At 70.9% G+C, this 13003-nt stretch carries 14 protein-coding genes and 2 tRNA genes; 8 read left to right on the top strand and 8 right to left on the bottom strand.

The features are described from left to right. Positions 1 to 197: 197 nt before the first annotated feature. On the top strand, positions 198 to 467 hold the full coding sequence (locus AC07AB_RS03970) for a DUF3073 domain-containing protein (protein ID WP_478559509.1): 270 nt from the start codon (positions 198 to 200) through the stop codon (positions 465 to 467). A gap of 89 nt (positions 468 to 556) precedes the next feature. Here AC07AB_RS03970 and purM read toward each other — a convergent pair whose 3' ends face one another. The 5 genes from purM to AC07AB_RS03945 form a co-directional block, all read right to left on the bottom strand. Continuing rightward, positions 557 to 1660, bottom strand: coding sequence for a phosphoribosylformylglycinamidine cyclo-ligase (gene purM, locus AC07AB_RS03965; protein ID WP_478559506.1), 1104 nt, complete (start codon positions 1658 to 1660; stop codon positions 557 to 559). A gap of 32 nt (positions 1661 to 1692) precedes the next feature. After that, positions 1693 to 3210, bottom strand: a complete 1518-nt coding sequence (gene purF / locus AC07AB_RS03960; RefSeq protein ID WP_478559503.1) for an amidophosphoribosyltransferase — start codon at positions 3208 to 3210, stop codon at positions 1693 to 1695. Positions 3211 to 3390: 180 nt separating this feature from the next. Then, positions 3391 to 4158 carry a hypothetical protein gene (locus AC07AB_RS03955; RefSeq protein WP_478559500.1) on the bottom strand — a complete coding sequence of 256 codons (768 nt, stop codon included), beginning with the start codon at positions 4156 to 4158 and terminating at the stop codon, positions 3391 to 3393. A 300-nt stretch (positions 4159 to 4458) separates the two neighbouring features. Then, positions 4459 to 5301, bottom strand: coding sequence for a sterol carrier family protein (locus AC07AB_RS03950; protein WP_478559497.1), 843 nt, complete (start codon positions 5299 to 5301; stop codon positions 4459 to 4461). Positions 5302 to 5441: 140 nt separating this feature from the next. Continuing rightward, the gene (locus AC07AB_RS03945) at positions 5442 to 5954 is read right to left on the bottom strand and encodes an ArsR family transcriptional regulator (protein ID WP_478559494.1); all 513 of its coding nucleotides are present in this window, start codon (positions 5952 to 5954) and stop codon (positions 5442 to 5444) included. 132 nt (positions 5955 to 6086) lie between these two features. Here AC07AB_RS03945 and AC07AB_RS03940 point away from each other — a divergent pair, with 132 nt between their 5' ends. Both AC07AB_RS03940 and AC07AB_RS03935 read left to right on the top strand, forming a co-directional pair. After that, entirely contained in the window at positions 6087 to 6344 is a 258-nt protein-coding gene (locus AC07AB_RS03940) for a hypothetical protein (protein ID WP_478559491.1), read from the top strand. Next, positions 6341 to 6721 (top strand): PIN domain-containing protein, encoded by a 381-nt coding sequence (locus tag AC07AB_RS03935; protein ID WP_478559488.1) that lies wholly within the window; start codon positions 6341 to 6343, stop codon positions 6719 to 6721. The genes AC07AB_RS03940 and AC07AB_RS03935 overlap by 4 nt, the downstream gene beginning before the upstream one ends. A gap of 79 nt (positions 6722 to 6800) precedes the next feature. Here the strand turns inward: AC07AB_RS03935 and purL are convergent, their stop codons facing one another. The 3 genes from purL to purS all read right to left on the bottom strand — a co-directional run bounded on the left by purL (position 6801) and on the right by purS (position 10112). Further along, the gene (purL, locus tag AC07AB_RS03930) at positions 6801 to 9050 is read right to left on the bottom strand and encodes a phosphoribosylformylglycinamidine synthase subunit PurL (RefSeq protein WP_478559485.1); all 2250 of its coding nucleotides are present in this window, start codon (positions 9048 to 9050) and stop codon (positions 6801 to 6803) included. An 88-nt stretch (positions 9051 to 9138) separates the two neighbouring features. Further along, on the bottom strand, positions 9139 to 9870 hold the full coding sequence (gene purQ, locus AC07AB_RS03925; protein ID WP_478559482.1) for a phosphoribosylformylglycinamidine synthase subunit PurQ: 732 nt from the start codon (positions 9868 to 9870) through the stop codon (positions 9139 to 9141). Further along, a complete protein-coding gene (purS, locus tag AC07AB_RS03920) occupies positions 9867 to 10112 on the bottom strand; it encodes a phosphoribosylformylglycinamidine synthase subunit PurS (protein WP_362160031.1) in 246 nt (81 codons plus the stop codon). The genes purQ and purS overlap by 4 nt, the downstream gene beginning before the upstream one ends. A 324-nt stretch (positions 10113 to 10436) precedes the next feature. Here purS and AC07AB_RS03915 point away from each other — a divergent pair, with 324 nt between their 5' ends. The 5 genes from AC07AB_RS03915 to AC07AB_RS03895 all read left to right on the top strand — a co-directional run bounded on the left by AC07AB_RS03915 (position 10437) and on the right by AC07AB_RS03895 (position 12977). Further along, positions 10437 to 10754 carry a histone-like nucleoid-structuring protein Lsr2 gene (locus AC07AB_RS03915; protein WP_363135354.1) on the top strand — a complete coding sequence of 106 codons (318 nt, stop codon included), beginning with the start codon at positions 10437 to 10439 and terminating at the stop codon, positions 10752 to 10754. Positions 10755 to 10841: 87 nt separating this feature from the next. Further along, positions 10842 to 10913: transfer RNA gene (locus AC07AB_RS03910), tRNA-Gly, on the top strand. Positions 10914 to 10990: 77 nt separating this feature from the next. Then, positions 10991 to 11063: transfer RNA gene (locus tag AC07AB_RS03905), tRNA-Gly, on the top strand. A 145-nt stretch (positions 11064 to 11208) separates the two neighbouring features. Next, positions 11209 to 12150 carry an ABC transporter ATP-binding protein gene (locus AC07AB_RS03900; protein WP_478559479.1) on the top strand — a complete coding sequence of 314 codons (942 nt, stop codon included), beginning with the start codon at positions 11209 to 11211 and terminating at the stop codon, positions 12148 to 12150. Then, positions 12150 to 12977, top strand: coding sequence for an ABC transporter permease (locus AC07AB_RS03895; RefSeq protein ID WP_478559476.1), 828 nt, complete (start codon positions 12150 to 12152; stop codon positions 12975 to 12977). The genes AC07AB_RS03900 and AC07AB_RS03895 overlap by 1 nt, the downstream gene beginning before the upstream one ends. The last annotated feature ends 26 nt before the right edge of the window (positions 12978 to 13003 follow it).

The raw sequence follows: 13003 nt of genomic DNA, 5'->3' as shown, positions 1-13003 counted from the left end.
GCAGATGACCAGCGGGGACGGGGCTCCTCGCGGGTTCTGCTCCGGGGCGCGTCACGCGGGCGACGTACCGTATGACCGCGGAAGCAGGTACCGTTGAAGCCCTACAGACCGGTCTCTCCTTCGAGAGTCCGCTCTGACTCATGAACGCGTGTCAAGACTCTGGGGCCGTCGAGCCCCGTCATTGAGGGGGTCGAGCCATGGGGCGCGGCCGGGCCAAGGCCAAGCAGACGAAGGTCGCCCGCCAGCTGAAGTACAACAGCGGCGGGACAGACCTCTCACGCCTGGCCAACGAGCTGGGTGCAACTCCCACAAAGCAGCCGCCGAAGAGCGAGCCGCTTGTTGAGGACGAGGACAAGCTGGACGACGATCCGTACGCTCAGTACGCGGATCGTTACAACAATGACGATGCCGAGGCGGAGGACGACGACCAGTCGTCCGATCAGCACTCGCATCGTCGCCGCACTTGACGCTCTTCAGGCGTCCGCCTCCGCGGCACGACCACTGACCCGGTCCAGGGCCCGTCCCCGGACCGGGTTCTGTGCTGCCCCGAGCCGGATCAGACGGCGTCATCACCGTAGGCACCGGTCAGCGCCACTGCCTCGGCGCCCGCGCCGCGCTCGGTGATCTCACCGGCCACCCAGGCGTCCACGCCGCGGTCGGCGAGCGCCGTCAGCGCCACCTCCGCCGATGCCTCGGGCACGACGGCCACCATGCCGACGCCCATGTTCAGCGTCTTCTCCAGCTCCAGGCGCTCGACGCCGCCGAGCCGCCCGACGAGGTCGAAGACCGGGCCCGGCGTCCAGGTCGAGCGGTCCACAGTGGCGTGCAGCCCGTCCGGGACGACCCGGGCCAGGTTGTTCGCGAGCCCGCCGCCGGTGATATGCGAGAAGGCGTGCACCTCGGCCGTACGGGCCAGGGCCAGGCAGTCCAGCGAGTAGATCTTGGTGGGCTCCAGCAGCTCCTCGCCGAGGGTGCGGCCGAACTCCGCGACCTCGCGGTCCAGCTCCCAGCCGGCCCGCTCGAAGAGGACATGGCGTACCAGCGAGTACCCGTTCGAGTGAAGCCCGGACGATGCCATGGCGATCACCACGTCACCCTTACGGATGCGATCCGCGCCCAGCACCTGATCGGCCTCGACCACGCCCGTACCGGCGCCGGCGACGTCGAAGTCATCGGCGGCCAGCAGCCCCGGGTGCTCGGCGGTCTCGCCGCCGACGAGGGCGCAGCCCGCCAGGACGCACCCCTCGGCGATGCCCTTGACGATGGCGGCGACCCGCTCCGGGTGAACCTTGCCGACGCAGATGTAGTCGGTCATGAAGAGCGGCTCGGCGCCGCAGACCACCAGGTCGTCGACGACCATCCCGACCAGGTCGTGGCCGATGGTGTCGTAGACGCCCATCCGGCGGGCGATGTCGACCTTGGTGCCGACGCCGTCGGTCGCGGAGGCCAGCAGCGGGCGCTCGTACCGCTTCAGGGCGCTCGCGTCGAAGAGCCCGGCGAAGCCGCCGAGCCCGCCGACGACCTCGGGGCGGGTGGCCTTGCGCACCCACTCCTTCATCAGTTCTACGGCACGGTCGCCGGCCTCGATGTCGACGCCGGCGCTCGCGTAGCTGGCACCCGTGTCCGGACGCGAAGCGGCCTCAAAAGACTCTGCAGGCATTGCTGGAACTTTCGTGTCGGTGAGCGGAGGCGTTACGGGCGGCGGAGCGCGTCCGCCGCGTCGGGCCCGCCCGCGAGCTCGGTCTCCAGGAGGTGCTTGCCGAGCAGCTCCGGGTCGGGCAGCTCCATCGGGTACTCGCCGTCGAAGCAGGCCCGGCACAGGTCCGGCTTGGCGATCGTGGTCGCCTCGATCATCGCGTCGGTGGAGATGTACGCGAGGGAGTCGGCCCCCAGCGACTTGCCGATCTCCTCGACCGAGAGACCGTTGGCGATCAGCTCGGCGCGGGTCGCGAAGTCGATGCCGAAGAAGCACGGCCATTTGATCGGCGGGGACGAGATCCGGATGTGGATCTCGGCCGCGCCGGCCTCGCGGAGCATCCGGACCAGGGCGCGCTGGGTGTTGCCGCGGACGATCGAGTCGTCGACGACCACCAGGCGCTTGCCGCGGATGACGTCCTTGAGCGGGTTGAGCTTGAGGCGGATGCCGAGCTGGCGGATGGTCTGGCTCGGCTGGATGAACGTACGGCCGACATAGCTGTTCTTGACCAGGCCGGTGCCGAACGGGATGCCGCTGGCCTCCGCGTACCCCACGGCGGCGGGGGTGCCCGACTCCGGAGTCGCTATCACCAGGTCCGCCTCGGCCGGCGCCTCGGCGGCCAGCTTGCGCCCCATCTCCACCCGGGAGAGGTGGACGTTGCGGCCGGCGATGTCGGTGTCGGGGCGGGCCAGGTAGACGTACTCGAAGACGCAGCCCTTGGGCTTGGCCTCGGCGAAGCGGGTGGAGCGCAGTCCGTTCTCGTCGATGGCGACGAGTTCGCCCGGCTCGATCTCCCGTATGAAGGAGGCGCCGCAGATGTCCAGGGCGGCGGTCTCGGAGGCCACCACCCAGCCGCGCTCCAGACGGCCGAGGACCAGCGGGCGGATGCCCTGCGGGTCGCGGGCCGCGTACAGCGTGTGCTCGTCCATGAAGACGAGGGAGAAGGCGCCCATCACGTCGGGGAGGACCTTGGCGGCCGCCTCCTCGATGGTCAGCGGCTTGCCCTCGGAGTCGACCTGACCGGCCAGCAGCGCGGTGACCAGGTCGGTGTCGTTGGTCGCGGCCACATGGGTGGCCCGGCCGCCGTCGCGAGGCAGGTCGGCGACCATCTCGGCGAGCGTGGCCGTGTTGACCAGGTTGCCGTTGTGGCCCAGCGCGATGGAGCCGTGGGCGGTTGCCCGGAAGGTCGGCTGCGCGTTCTCCCACACCGAGGCTCCGGTGGTGGAGTAGCGGGCCTGGCCGACCGCGATATGTCCCGTCAGGGAGCTGAGTGAGGTCTCGTCGAAGACCTGGGAGACCAGGCCCATGTCCTTGAAGACCAGGATTTGGGAGCCGTTGCTCACCGCGATGCCCGCGGACTCCTGTCCCCGGTGCTGTAGCGCGTACAGCCCGAAATAGGTGAGCTTGGCGACCTCTTCGCCCGGAGCCCAGACACCGAAGACGCCGCAAGCGTCCTGGGGGCCCTTCTCGCCGGGGAGCAGGTCGTGGTTGAGTCGTCCGTCACCACGTGGCACGTCTTCGAGTCTAGGGCAGGGAAGTGGTTCATCCGAACCGGGGATTGCCAGGAATTGCTCACACCACGGACAGCCACCTGGCGCACACGGGGGATCACCGCCGGGTCCGGGCACGGCCGATGGGGCGCGGGCCTGTCGACCGGTCCGCGCCCCATCTGCCCGTACGGGCCGCTCCGGTGGTTACCGGACCGCTTGCTGGGGGGCCTGCACGGCCTTGGACGGGGCCGCCTCGCGGCCGAGTTCGCGCACGGCGCGCGGGTCGGCCTTCTCGTCCAGCGTGATCCTGCTGTTGGCGTCGAACAGAGGCGAACCCGGCACGAACGCCTTGGTCTGCAGGGCCTTGTTGAGCAGCACGGCCGCCTTGGGGCCCAGCACCAGACCACCCTGGACGTTGACTTCGCGGGCCTTGGTGTTGACGGCGGCGTTCACCTTGGGGCGCGAGAAGGTGCCCAGTTCGATCGGCGTCTTGCGGTCGAGGTTCGCGCGCATGATGCCGGTGGTCAGGTCGGCCTGGAAGGCGGTGAGCCGGGCGATCCGCTGATTGCGGAGGTTGACCATGGCCATGCCGGTGGTCTTGAAGGCGAGCCGCCCGCCGACCTTGCCCTTGACGTTCGAGACGGCGCCGGACTTGACGCCGAAGTCGAGGGTCTGTTCCGCGTCGACCTTGGCCCCGAGGTTGCCGCGGGCGTCCAGCCGGGTGAGCAGGATGCCCTTGGCGCGGAGCTGCGCGACGGTCTCGGCGGAGACCGTGATCTTGGTGACGCCGCTTTTGACCGCGATCTCGGCCTTGGGGACGGGCGCGGTCCGGACGGTCTCGCTCCGGTCGCCGGAGGCGGCCGAGGCCATCCCGGGAACGGCCGCGAGGCCGAGCGCGAGGGCGCCGGTGGCCGCGACGGCAGCGCCGCGGGTCAGGGCGCTGCGGGAGGTGGCAGGCGTGAATGAGGACATTGCGTGACGTTCCCTTCTGAACGGTCGATTCGCATACACCACGGAATGCCACAGGTGGTGATGGCGCGACTCCAGAGGGTTATTAGGGGGTAGGGCTTCACCCGCTTGCCGAGACGGCGCAGGCCCGGCCGGACGCGGGCCGCGCCGTACGGGTCGGCCCGGCCGGCCGTCTCGGCGCAGTCGGCGGTCCCGGCCCATTCGTACGGGTCACCCCATTCGTACGGATCGGTCCGGCCGGACGGGTCAGCCCACGCGTACCGATCGGCACGGCCGGACGGGTCAGCCCATGGGCCGGGCAGGTCAGCCCAGCAGCGGCAGCCGGTCGGCCAGGTCCGCCCGTTCGCCGCTCGCCGAGACCGCGCCGGCCTCGACGGCGGTCACCCAGTCCGTACGGCCGGCGGCCAGCCGGATCCAGGTCAGCGGGTCGGTCTCGACCACGTTGGGCGGGGTGCCGCGGGTGTGGCGGGGGCCCGCCACGCACTGGACGACCGCGAAGGGCGGCACGCGGACCTCGACGGAGCCGCCGGGGGCCTTGGCGGCGAGCGCGTCGGCGAGCAGCCGGGTGACGGCGGCGAGCGCCTGCCGGTCGTGGGAGACGGCGGTGCCGGTCGCGGCCGTCAGGTCGTCGGCGTGCACCACGGTCTCCAGCAGCCGGGTCACCAGGAAGTCGTTGACGGTCATGGCGCCGTAGCCGGTCGGGACGAGGGAGGCGGTGCCGGCCTCGGCGACGGCGGCGGTCAGCCGCCCGATGGCCGCGTCCAGCCGGGCGACGACCGCCCCGGGCCCCGACTCCCCCGCGGCGGCGAGCGCGTCGCCCTCGGCCGCGGTCGCCGCCGCGATGTCGTCGGCCTGCTCGCGGAGGGCGGCCAGATACCCCTGGAGATCGAGCTCGGCCGCGGCGGGCGCGGGCCGCTCGGCGAGGGCGCGCGGCAGCGTCTCCAGGCAGACGGCGATGTGCACGATCAGGTCGCGCACCGTCCACTCCCCCAGCCGGCTGCGGGCCGCGAGCAGCGGCTCCGCGTCGGGCGCGGCGCACAGCGTGCCCACCGCGCCCCGCACCGCCCGCAGTTGGCCGTCCAGGGCGGCCCGCACCTTGGCGGGGTCGTACGTACGGGCGCGGGGCTTGCGCTGAGCGGAAGGCATGGGCCCGACCCTAATCGGCGACGCGGGTTTTCTCCGCTGCCGCCCCGGCCGTCACGACCTCGCCGCCGCGGGGCACTCCGACGCCGCGCCGGCGGAACGGGACGCCTCTACCGAGGTGGTCGCGGTCCCGGTCGGGCGGCTCAGGGCTGGGCGGCGGCCACCATCACGAGCAGCGGGACCACCCGGGCCGCGGGCACCTCGTACTGGCCCCGCGACGGTGTGTGCAGCCAGCCGGCCGCGCTCAACTGCCGCAGATGGTGGTAGATCTGGCCGGTGGTGCCGATCCCGTCGAGTTCGGTCAGCGCCGCGACGGTGTCGCGGCCGTCGAGGATCTCGCGCAGCAGCCGCAGCCGCACGGCCTGGCCCAGCGCGGCGAACGACTCCGCGGCCGCCGGCCAGTCCGCGTCCAGGACGGTGTCGGTGGTCAGTCCGTACTGCCACTCGTACCGCGGCCCCGCCGGCATCCGCACGGCCCCGGTGAACAGCACACCCCCACTGGCGGCCCCGCCCTCGGAGAGCCGCTCCTTCAGCCCCTCCAGGGCCCAGTAGTCACCGCCGTCCGCCTCCTCGGCGGCTCGGGGGCCGTCACCGTGCCGCTCCTCCAGTGCCGCGAGCCGCCTCTCCAGCTCCGCCACGCGCTCTTCAAGATCCATAATCACAAGTTACGTACTTACGTAGTTATTGGCAAGTCTGGGCACGGAAACCGCCGATGGCCGGCCTCTGACAGACGGGGTACGGGTGCGTACCCGTACCCGTACACTTTCGGAATGACGGAAGGAGCCCACATGTCCGACGCCAACGTCCGCATCCCCGCCGCCGCCCGCGACCGGCTGGCGGAAATAGCGGCTGCCGAGGGCCTGTCCCTGCGCGCCTACCTCGCCCGCCTCGCCGAAACCCTCCTCACCCCCGCCGAGCGGGCCGAACGGGCCGAACAGGCACGCGCTGTCCTGCGGGAGTGGAATGGCTACAACCCGACCGAGGCCGAACAGGCCGAGCTGGACGCCGAGCTGGACCGGCGGCTGGCCGAAGCGACCGCCGCGTGACCGACACCCTGCACATCGTGCTGGACGACACGGCCATGGTCGCCGCCGGACGCGGCAACGTCCTGGCCTCCCGGCTGATCCATCGCGTGCACGCCGAGTCGGGCTGGTATCTGTACGCCCCGGCGTGCGCGCTGGTCCAAGCCGACCGCTCCCGTCCCGGGACCGCCGAGCACATCGCCGCGCTGCCCGGCATCGCCATCCTCGATCTGGACCTGCCCGCGGCTCTCGCCGTCGCCCGCGACGGCACCTGGGCCGCCGCTCACAGCCGGTACGTCGCCCAGCCGACTCCCGACCGGCCCGAGGGCGCGGTCATCGCCACCGCCTCCCCGGAGAACTGGAAGGGCCAGCCGGTCCGCATCCTCGATATCGCCGCCTGACCCCGCGCACGGCCTCCGACGCACGACGGCCCGCCCCCATCGCGGGGGCGGGCCGTCAGTCCGTACAGCGGGCCGAGGTTCAGGTCAGCAGGCCCGGGATCGTGGCCTCGTGCGCTTCGCGCAGCTCCGCCAGGGACAGGGTGAACTGGCCCTGGATGTCGATCTCCGCGCCGTCGATCACGCCGATACGGGCCACCGGAAGGCCGCGCGCACCGCACATGTCGTTGAAGCGGAGCTCCTCGCTGCGCGGGATCGCGACGATCGCGCGGCCCGCCGACTCGGAGAAGAGGAAGACGAAGGGGTCCAGCCCGTCCGGGACGACGACGCGGGCGCCCTTGCCGCCGTGCAGGCACGACTCGACGAGGGCCTGGATCAGGCCGCCGTCGGAGAGGTCGTGCGCCGCGTCCACCATGCCGTCGCGGGAGGCGGAGATCAGGATCTCCGCGAGCAGCTTCTCCCGCTCCAGGTCCACCTTGGGCGGCATCCCGCCGAGGTGGCCGTGGACGACCTGGGACCAGGCCGAGCCGCCCAGCTCCTCCTCCGTGTCGCCGAGGAGGTAGATCAGCTGGCCCTCCTCCGCGAACGCGACCGGCGTGCGCCGGGTGACGTCGTCGATGACGCCCAGCACCGCGACCACCGGCGTCGGGTGGATGGCCGTGTCCCCGGTCTGGTTGTAGAGGGAGACGTTGCCGCCGGTCACCGGGGTGCCCAGCGCCAGGCAGCCGTCCGCCAGACCGCGGGTGGCCTCGGCGAACTGCCACATGACGGCCGGGTCCTCGGGCGAACCGAAGTTGAGGCAGTCGGAGATGGCGAGCGGCTTGGCGCCCGTGGCCGCGACGTTGCGGTACGACTCGGCCAGCGCCAGCTGCGCGCCCGTGTACGGGTCGAGCTTGGTGTAGCGGCCGTTGCCGTCCGTGGCGATCGCGACGCCGAGGTTGGTGTCCGCGTCGATCCGGATCATGCCGGAGTCCTCCGGCTGCGCGAGGACCGTGTTGCCCTGCACGAACCGGTCGTACTGGTCCGTGACCCAGGACTTCGACGCCTGGTTCGGGGACGAGACGAGCCGGAGCACCTGCGCGCGCAGCCCGTCGCCGGTGGCCGGGCGCGGCAGCTTCGCGGCGTCGTCGGCCTGGAGCGCGTCCTGCCAGTCGGGCCGGGCGTACGGACGCTCGTAGACCGGGCCGTCATGGGCGACGGAGCGCGGCGGCACGTCCACGATCTGCTCGCCGTGCCAGAAGATCTCCAGCTGCGAACCCTCGGTCACCTCGCCGATGACGGTGGCGATGACGTCCCACTTCTCGCAGATCTCCAGGAAGCGGTCGGCCTTGTCGGGCTCGACGATCGCGCACATGCGCTCCTGCGACTCGCTCATGAGGATTTCCTCGGGCGAGAGGGAGGAGTCGCGCAGCGGCACGGTGTCCAGCTCGACGCGCATGCCGCCGCTGCCGGCGCTGGCCAGCTCCGAGGTGGCGCAGGACAGCCCCGCGCCGCCGAGGTCCTGGATGCCCGCGACGAGCTGTTCGGCGAAGATCTCCAGGGTGCACTCGATGAGGAGCTTCTCCTGGAAGGGGTCGCCGACCTGGACGGCGGGCCGCTTGGCGGGCTTCGCGTCGTCGAAGGTCTCCGAGGCCAGCACCGAGACTCCGCCGATGCCGTCGCCGCCGGTCCGGGCCCCGTACAGGATGACCTTGTTGCCCGGGCCGGACGCCTTCGCGAGGTGGATGTCCTCGTGCCGCATGACGCCGATGCAGCCGGCGTTGACCAGCGGGTTGCCCTGGTAGCAGGGGTCGAAGACGACCTCGCCTCCGATGTTGGGCAGGCCCAGGCAGTTGCCGTAGCCGCCGACGCCCGCGACGACGCCCGGCAGGACGCGCTTGGTGTCGGGGTGGTCGGCCGCGCCGAAGCGCAGCGGGTCCACGACGGCGACGGGGCGGGCGCCCATGGCGAGGATGTCGCGGACGATGCCGCCGACGCCGGTGGCCGCGCCCTGGTAGGGCTCGATGTACGAGGGGTGGTTGTGCGACTCGACCTTGAAGGTGACCGCGTAGCCCTGGCCGACGTCGACGACGCCCGCGTTCTCGCCGATGCCGACGAGCATCGCGTCGTTGGCGGGGACCTTCTCCCCGAACTGCTTCAGATGGACCTTGCTGCTCTTGTACGAGCAGTGCTCGGACCACATGACGGAGTACATGGCCAGCTCGGCGCCGGTCGGGCGGCGGCCGAGGATCTCGCGGATACGCGCGTACTCGTCCGGTTTCAGGCCGAGTTCGGCCCACGGCTGCTCGGCGTCCGGCGTCTGCTCGGCGTTCTTGACAGTATCGAGGGTCACGCTCGGTCGCTCCTTCGCGCGTGGTGGCGCTGTCGTCCCGTCCCGGGGCGCTCAGTCGCTCCCTCGGCCGTTGTGGTGTCGGGAGTCATCAGGCGCCCACCAACTGCTGCAGAACCGAGGTGAAGAATCCGAGGCCGTCCGTGCGGCCGGTGCCGATCAGCGGCTCCACCGCGTGCTCGGGGTGCGGCATCAGACCGACGACGTTGCCCGCCGCGTTGGTGATGCCGGCGATGTCGCGCAGCGAGCCGTTGGGGTTCATGCCGAGATAGCGGAATGCGACGCGCCCCTCGGCCTCCAGCTCGTCCAGGGTGCGCTCGTCGGCCACGTACCGGCCGTCGATGTTCTTCAGCGGGACGCTGATTTCCTGGCCGGCCTCATACGTGTTCGTCCAGGCCGTGTCCGCGTTCTCCACCCGGAGCCGCTGGTCGCGGCAGATGAAGTGCAGATGGTTGTTGCGCAGCATCGCGCCGGGCAGCAGGTGCGTCTCGGTGAGGACCTGGAAGCCATTGCAGATGCCGAGTACCGGCAGCCCCTGCCGGGCGCCCTCGATGATCATCTCCATGACCGGCGAGAAACGCGAAATGGCGCCCGCCCGGAGGTAGTCACCGTAGGAGAAGCCGCCGGGCAGGACCACGGCGTCGACCTGCTTGAGGTCCCTGTCGCGGTGCCACAGCGGCACCGCCTCCCCGCCGGCCAGCCGGATCGCGCGCTGGGTGTCGCGGTCGTCGAGCGTGCCGGGGAAGGTGACCACGCCGATACGGGTGTTCCCGAGGCCCGAAGAGCCCCCGTCACGGGTGGTGGAAGAGGCTCCGGCGGTCATGAGTCGACCCGGACGGTGAAGTCCTCGATGACGGTGTTCGCGAGGAAGGTCTCCGCCATCTCGCGGATACGGGCGAGGGCGGCGTCGTCGAGCGGGCCCTCCACTTCGAGTTCGAAGCGCTTGCCCTGACGGACGTCGGCGATCCCCTCGAAACCCAGGCGTGGCAGTGCGCGGTGCACCGCCTGCCCTTGCGGGTCGAGGATCTCCGGCTTGAGCATGACGTCGACTACGACGCGTGCCACTGGCACTCCCGGTGGTGTGGTGCGTAAGGCGGTCCCGCCAGCGTACCCGTCCGGAAAATCTACGCGCATAGATACAGATCGGACCTCCATCGGGCCAACTGCCGCCGCACGGTCACGTTCTGGCATCACCGCGGGTATCCGCCGGGGAAAATTCCGGGGAAAACGTACTGTCCTGATTGCGCTGGGACACGCGGGCGGAATTAACTGGGCTTCACAATGCAATGTCCCGCGCTGTACAAATGAAAAAGCATTGATCCGTGACAACCGACCCCCTCGCATCTCCGCACGTCCTCGTGGAGCTGCTGGCCGAAAGGACCGATTTCCGTGGCGCAGCGCGTAGTGGTCACACTCTCCGATGACATCGACGGCGGGGATGCCGCGGAGACGGTCACCTTCGGCCTCGACGGTAAGTCGTACGAGATCGACCTCAACACCGCCAATGCGAAGAAACTGCGCGTGGCCCTCGCCCCCTACCTGGAGGCCGGCCGCAAGCAGTCCCGCTCGGGCAAGGTCTACCGGCGCACCGCCGTCGCCCCCGACCCGGCCGCCGTACGGGCCTGGGCCCGCTCGCACGGCATGGACGTACCGCCCCGCGGCCGCATCCCCAAGAAGGTCTACGAGGCGTTCAACGCCGCCGCCTGAGCCGATTTGCATGACACCCCAGGTGATCCGCTAGAGTCTGGAGCACGCCGAGGGGCCGGGCCGAGAAAGCCGGGACTCACGGATCACGCGGGTGTAGCTCAGTAGTAGAGCGCCCCCTTTCCAAGGGGGAGGCGCAGTGTGCGATTCCTGTCACCCGCTCTCATCATCTCCGGTCCACGCAAGTGGATCAGAGGAAGTGATGGAAGTGCCGGTCAGTGTGGACTGACCGGATGCGTGCGGACGTAGCTCAGTTGGTAGAGCACCACCTTGCCAAGGTGGATGTCGCGAGTTCGAGTCTCGTCGTCCGCTCAGAGAATGAAGGCCCGGTCTCCTGGAGACCGGGCCTTCGTCGTGTTCACGACCCCCTCACCTCCCCCCGGCTCATGACATTCGTCAATCGCACTGATGACAGCTCGCACTGACCATCACGCCGACCGCGCGAAATCCTTGATCCATGGACATCGGGGAGAACGTGATCGACGTCACCGGGCTGCGCCGCCGCTACGGGCCGCCCGGCGACGGCAAGAAGAGCTTCGAGGCGGTGCGGGACATCTCGTTCCGCGTGGGGCGCGGGGAGTTGTTCGCCCTGCTCGGGACGAACGGGGCGGGCAAGACCTCCACCGTGGAGCTGATCGAGGGCCTGGCCCGGCCGAGCGGCGGCTCGGTGCGGGTGCTGGGCCACGATCCGTACGGGGAGCGGCGCGTGGTGCGGCCCCGGATCGGGGTGATGCTCCAGGAGGGCGGATTCCCGGCCGAGTTGACGGTGGCCGAGACCGTACGGATGTGGTCGGGGTGCACGACCGGGGCGCGGCCGGTGGACGAGGCGCTGGAGCTGGTGAAACTGGCGGACCGGCGGAGCGTGCGGGTCAAGCAGCTCTCCGGCGGCGAGCGCCGCCGGCTGGACCTGGCGCTGGCGCTGCTGGGCCGGCCCGAGGTGCTCTTCCTCGACGAGCCGACGACCGGGCTCGACCCGGAGGCCCGGCACGAGACCTGGCGGCTGGTGCGGGAGCTCCGCGAGAACGGCACGACCGTCCTGCTGACCACGCACTATCTGGAGGAGGCCGAGGAGCTGGCCGACCGGGTCGCGATCATGGACAAGGGGCGGATCGCGGCCTCCGGGACGCTCGCCGACGTGATCGCCACGCACCCGGCCCGTATCCGCTTCTCGCTACCCGAGGGCTGGTTCGTCGGCGATCTGCCGCCACTGGCCGAGCTGGGGGTGGAGGACTACGCGGAGACCGACAGGGGGGTCGAGCTGCGCACCCGGGAGCTCCAGCGGTCGCTGACCGGGCTGCTGCTCTGGGCCCGGGACAAGAACGTGGAACTGGACGGACTGGACCCACGGACCGCCTCGCTCGAAGAGGCGTTCCTGTCGATCGCGGGGAGGGCCGCCTGATGGCTGTGACGGAACGCGGGGAGACGACGCGACCGGCGACGGGGCCGGACCCCCGGAGCGCGGCGGCCGTCACGGTCACGCGGATGCTGGCGCTGGGCCGCGCCGAGGCGACGCTGATGGGGCGCAACAAGACGGCGCTGTACGTGGCGCTGCTGATGCCGGTCTTCATGGTGTGGATGATGCACTCGGCGACGGCGAAGATCGATCTCGCGAAGACCGGGATGTCGGTCAACGAGGCGACGATCACCGGGGCGTTCGGCTTCGTGCTGATCTTCGCCGTCTATCAGAACCTGTCCGGGGCGTTCGTCGCCCGGCGCGAGGAGCTGGTGCTCAAGCGGCTCCGTACGAGCGAGGCGAGCGATCCCGAGATCCTGGCCGGCTCCGCGCTGCCCGCCGTGGGCCTGGCGCTCGCGCAGTGCGTGGTGCTGCTGGTGGCCGGTGCGGCCTGGCTCCACCTGCGCGTACCGGCCCGGCCCGATCTGCTGATCGCGGGGTTCGTGCTGGGCGTCGTGCTGTTCGTGGCGCTGGCCGCCGTGACGGCGACGGGCGCGAAGACGGCGGAGAGCGCGCAGCTGCTGTCGATGCCGCTGCTGCTCGTCTCGGTGGCGGGTTCGGGGATGGCCGTTCCGCTGAAGGTGCTGCCGGACGTCGTCGCGGACGTCTGCAAGGTGCTGCCGATGACGCCGGTCGTGGAGCTGATGCGCGGCGGCTGGCTCGGCACCCTCGGGTTCGCCGAGACGCTGGGGTACCTGGGCACCGCGCTGGCCTGGGTCGTACTGGCCGTGTTTGCTGTACGCAGGTGGTTCCGCTGGGAATCGCGGCGTTGAGGGACCGGCTCGGCAGGGAGTAGCGG

Source organism: Streptomyces sp. NPDC044033 (assembly GCF_056434425.1).
This window is presented reverse-complemented; position numbering and strand designations above follow the sequence as displayed.

Excerpts from the sequence above, each read along its gene's own strand:
- purQ (WP_478559482.1), bottom strand. The coding sequence starts at position 9,870 with ATGACCGCCGGAGCCTCTTCCACCACCCGTGACGGGGGCTCTTCGGGC.
- AC07AB_RS03955 (WP_478559500.1), bottom strand. The coding sequence starts at position 4,158 with ATGTCCTCATTCACGCCTGCCACCTCCCGCAGCGCCCTGACCCGCGGC.
- AC07AB_RS03950 (WP_478559497.1), bottom strand. The coding sequence starts at position 5,301 with ATGCCTTCCGCTCAGCGCAAGCCCCGCGCCCGTACGTACGACCCCGCC.
- purM (WP_478559506.1), bottom strand. The coding sequence starts at position 1,660 with ATGCCTGCAGAGTCTTTTGAGGCCGCTTCGCGTCCGGACACGGGTGCC.
- AC07AB_RS03945 (WP_478559494.1), bottom strand. The coding sequence starts at position 5,954 with ATGGATCTTGAAGAGCGCGTGGCGGAGCTGGAGAGGCGGCTCGCGGCA.
- AC07AB_RS03900 (WP_478559479.1), top strand. The coding sequence starts at position 11,209 with ATGGACATCGGGGAGAACGTGATCGACGTCACCGGGCTGCGCCGCCGC.
- AC07AB_RS03970 (WP_478559509.1), top strand. The coding sequence starts at position 198 with ATGGGGCGCGGCCGGGCCAAGGCCAAGCAGACGAAGGTCGCCCGCCAG.
- AC07AB_RS03895 (WP_478559476.1), top strand. The coding sequence starts at position 12,150 with ATGGCTGTGACGGAACGCGGGGAGACGACGCGACCGGCGACGGGGCCG.
- AC07AB_RS03940 (WP_478559491.1), top strand. The coding sequence starts at position 6,087 with ATGTCCGACGCCAACGTCCGCATCCCCGCCGCCGCCCGCGACCGGCTG.